Annotated in this window: 3 protein-coding genes; all 3 read right to left on the reverse strand. The window is 44.2% G+C overall.

Going from position 1 to position 4,217, the window contains the following annotated elements; translation table 11 throughout:
* Positions 1–95 precede the first annotated feature (95 nt).
* The 3 genes from dnaB to gloB all read right to left on the reverse strand — a co-directional run bounded on the left by dnaB (position 96) and on the right by gloB (position 3,613).
* A complete protein-coding gene (gene dnaB / locus LC605_RS31435; protein WP_229551315.1) occupies positions 96–1,457 on the reverse strand; it encodes a replicative DNA helicase in 1,362 nt (453 codons plus the stop codon).
* A 277-nt stretch (positions 1,458–1,734) separates the two neighbouring features.
* A complete protein-coding gene (gene rplI, locus LC605_RS31440; protein ID WP_229551316.1) occupies positions 1,735–2,193 on the reverse strand; it encodes a 50S ribosomal protein L9 in 459 nt (152 codons plus the stop codon).
* A gap of 646 nt (positions 2,194–2,839) precedes the next feature.
* Positions 2,840–3,613 carry a hydroxyacylglutathione hydrolase gene (gene gloB, locus LC605_RS31445; protein ID WP_229551317.1) on the reverse strand — a complete coding sequence of 258 codons (774 nt, stop codon included), beginning with the start codon at positions 3,611–3,613 and terminating at the stop codon, positions 2,840–2,842.
* Between the last annotated feature and the right edge of the window lie 604 nt (positions 3,614–4,217).

A 4,217-nucleotide genomic window follows, 5' to 3' on the forward strand; every position in this document is an offset into this window, starting at 1 on the left:
CCCCCCTCTCCCCCATCTCCCCCATCTCCCCCATCTCCCCCCTCTCCCCCATCTCCCCCATCTCCCCCATCTCCCCCATCTCCCCAATTCAATGGCTAAATTTTTAAATTTTGAAACTTTGTAAATTGTGGATTAAACAAAAGTTTCGCACTACCTGTAGGCCCATTGCGGTGTTTAGCTATAATTACTTCAGCAATGCCGCGATCGGGTGTATCTGGAGAGTAATATTCATCGCGATATAACATTATTACTAAGTCTGCGTCTTGTTCAATCGAGCCACTTTCTCTCAAATCTGACAACATCGGACGCTTGTTAGTACGTGCTTCCACCCCTCGACTCAACTGAGATAAAGCAATAATTGGTACAGATAATTCCCGCGCTAAACCTTTGAGTTGACGTGTAATTTTCGACAATTCTTGAACTCGATTATCGCCTGCTCCTTCCATTAATTGCAGATAATCTATTACAATCAAACCCAGATCGGTTCCTTGTTCTGCTTGCAGTCTTCTTGACTGACTACGCATTTGTGTAACTGTAATATTCGGCGTGTCGTCAATATAAATCGGTATCTCAGAAAGGATACCAATAGCACGGGTTAAAGGTTCCCATTGTGTTTGGCTGAGGCGTCCACTCCGCAAATAACTACTTTCAATTTGCGCCTCGCTGGCTAATAGACGTTGTGCTAGTTGCTCTTTGGACATTTCCAAGCTGAAAATAGCAACTGGTAATTTATAAGAAGCGGCGATATTATGAGCAATGTTCAAGCAAAATGCTGTTTTTCCCATTGATGGTCTTCCAGCGACAATAATCAAATCAGAACGTTGAAAGCCGCTAGTCATGGCATCTAAATCGTAAAATCCGCAGGGAATCCCAGGTAAAGCGATGCCTTGATTTCGATCCTCAATATCTTGAAAATTATTAATTAGAGTATTAGAAATGTGAACTAAACCCGATTGGGGGCGTTCTTGAGTAACTGAGAAGACTTTCTGTTCTGCCTGATCTAAAACAATTGGTAATTCGGTTTCTGTCTCGTAACCAAGATGTACAATTTCATTGCCAGCTTTAATTAACTGTCGCCGCAGGTATTTTTCCATCACTAACCCGGCTAAGGCGTCGATGTTCACGGCTGACACTGTGCGGTCTACCAGAGTTGCTAACTTATTTCTGCCACCAATGCGGGCAAGCTGATCATGGTCAGTCAGCCAACTGGTGACTGAGAGCAAATCTGTGGCTTTGCCTTGAGTATGGAGCCTCACAGCTGCTTGATAAATATCTTTATGAGCGCTAATGTAAAAAGCTTCGGGAAGGAGGCGATCGCTAACTCGACTAATCGCTTCTGGATCTAGCAAAATCCCCCCCAAAATCGCTTCTTCGGCTTCAATATTTTGTGGGGGGAGGCGTAGTTTACCGCCGTAGGCATCGCTACCATCGCTTTTAAAACTCAGTTCTTCAGCCATATAACGATTTTAGTTTTGCGATTTTGAAACACCTTCGTCTTCGTCATACCTCAATAGGGTTCACTTAAGGCTAAAACTCTTTTTCTTTAACGAACCGCAGAGACGCAGAGGGCACGGAGAGAAGAGAGGGAAGAAATGCTTAACCCAAGTGTATTGCGTCATACCTGGGTTTTGGCATACTTAAACGATTTTAGTTTTAATATTTTGCTGGTCGAGAGTATGGGAGTTAGGAGTTAGGAGTTATTATCTCCCTCATCTCCCTCATCCCCTGCGTAAATTAACTAGCGACCACTTGAATATCGACTTGCGCCGCTACTTCCGAATACAGCTTAATTTCGGCTTGATAAGTACCAAGGTGGTTAATATCGGGAATGGTAATCCCACGCCGATCGATTTCTTGACCAGTAGCTGCCTTAATTGCATCTGCAACATCTTGGGTGGTGATAGTACCGAAAATTGCTTCGTTTTCACCAACTGGCTTGGCAATTGTCAAACTGCCAACTTTTTCTAAAGATTCTTTTTGCTCAAGAGCTTGTTGTCTAAGTTCTAATTGCCGTTGACGTTCTTGCTCACGACGGCGTTCTACTTGCTTGAGAATACCAGGAGTGGCATTGGTTGCCAATTTCTGGGGAATCAGATAATTACGAGCGTAGCCAGGAGCTACTTCCACTAAGTCGCCAGATTTTCCCAGCTTGCTGATATCTTGATTTAAAACTAACTGTACGCGTTTCGCCATCGTTTTTCCTGTAAAATCTGATTAATTTGGGTTTGGCTAGGATAGCTCACAATGTCACTGCTGTATTCCAAGCTTCTTTGCCTACACCCTAAAGCTTACAGATCGTAGCGAAAGGAAGGGTGCGATCGCAACTATTAGCCCTAGAAAATTGAATAAACGAAGGAAGTGAAAAACAATTGTTTTGACGTAGCAGTGCTACGTCTCTACAAGAGACCTCTTGCATAAATCAAACAATTTGAACCCCACCCCGCTTTGTCTCCCTGCCCGTGATCCCCAGAGGGGGCCCCGAGTTCCTCGCTCTTCGGGCTACGGTGTATACACAAGTGACTTATTTTGCTCAAAGCGCTTTCACACCTAACAAGAACAGCCCCAACCCTTCAAGGGTTGTCGAGCCAATCTTCAAAGCCCCTCTCCGCATCGGAGAGGGGTTTGGGGAGAGGTCTGCCGACTTGTGTATACACGGTAGGCTGTTCGGGAGGCGTGTTAGGGACTTTTGCAAGAGGTCTAAGGAAGGCTTCTGGATAATGCATATTTAATTTCACCAGATGTCTAATTAATGAGGCACCAGGGGAGGAATAATTAATGCCCCATACTTCAGCTTCTCTACGAGACGCACTCGCGTTCGCTCAGTACAAGTACTCCATGCCTAAAAGTTATTTTTCATTTCCCGTATACGCGCAAAGGTTTGCACTCCATCGCTACTCTTAACGGTTGATTGTAATAATGGCTGATCCCAACGTAAAAAGGGATTGGTTCGCTTCTCAACCCCTAACAGCGAGGGTATGGTAGCTTCTCCTCGACTACGGTAAGCCTTCACTTCATTGAAACGTTTTTGTAAGTCGGCATTGTCACCATCCACTGTTAAGGCAAATTGGAGATTTTTTAAGGTGTATTCGTGGGCACACCAGATGTGTGTATCATCGGGTAGAGAGCGCAGTTTGCTTAATGAGTCTACCATTTGGGTCGGTGTTCCTTCAAACAAGCGACCGCAACCGCCAGAAAATAAGGTATCGCCGCAAAATAAATCCCCTGTCTCACCAGCTTTTTCGGGGGGAAAGTAGTAAGCAATGTGAGCGCGGGTATGTCCGGGGACGAAGATAACTTCAGCTATGCGGTCTGCAAACTCGACGCGATCGCCTTGTTGCAAAAACACCTGCTGTCCGGGAATTCTACCACGATCCTCGGCTCCTCCATAAACTATCAGTTGGGGGAATTGTTCGATTAATTGCTTATTACCACCCACATGATCGTTATGGTGATGGGTGTTGAAAACTGCTACCAACTCAGCTTTTAATTCTGCCAGTTTTTTGAGTACTGGTTGAGACTCTGCTGGATCGACAACAGCAGCAATATTTTGTTTATAGTCGTGTAACAAGAATATGTAGTTGTCTGAGAGTGCTTCCAGACGGATTACCTGCATTAACTCTGCCTCCCTCACAACATCAGGGCTATTTCATTCTAGACATAAACCACCCGGAACTGAGGTTCCTGGCTCAGAGGATGTTTGAAAAGTATTGGGCGAATAGAATTCGCTACTACACTAGCGTTGTCCACCTTTGTGGACTAACGAAAAATTAAGGTTTTTAACCTGCGTAGGCAGGTTTTGTTTGTGTAGCCGCACCTGTGCCAGGGCTAGTAATAAATTAGACTTTTCAAACATCCTCTCGTAGCTAAAGTACGTTTTAACGGACTATAACCTTTTCTCAGTCGTCTTTAGACGACTTCCGCTATTAGACTGGTGAATTCATTCTGAGGCGGGCTAGATGAGAATGAAATAGCCCTGCTCACAACATAGTTTGGTATTCAGTAACAATCTTAAAACTCATCGAGTTGTAACAGCTATATTAAGTATTTATACTTGGTCAAGTATAACTGTAATTTACCATGAAGCATACTAATATATAGGACTACTATTTGATTTCTGAACAGATACGTAGGGTGCGTTAGCGTTTCGCGTAACGCACCGAATCCTTAAGAATGGTGCGTTACGCTGTCGCTAACGCACCCTACAAATACTTAATGTT

It is taken from the genome of Nostoc sp. CHAB 5836 (assembly GCF_020829445.1).
Classification (GTDB): domain Bacteria; phylum Cyanobacteriota; class Cyanobacteriia; order Cyanobacteriales; family Nostocaceae; genus Nostoc.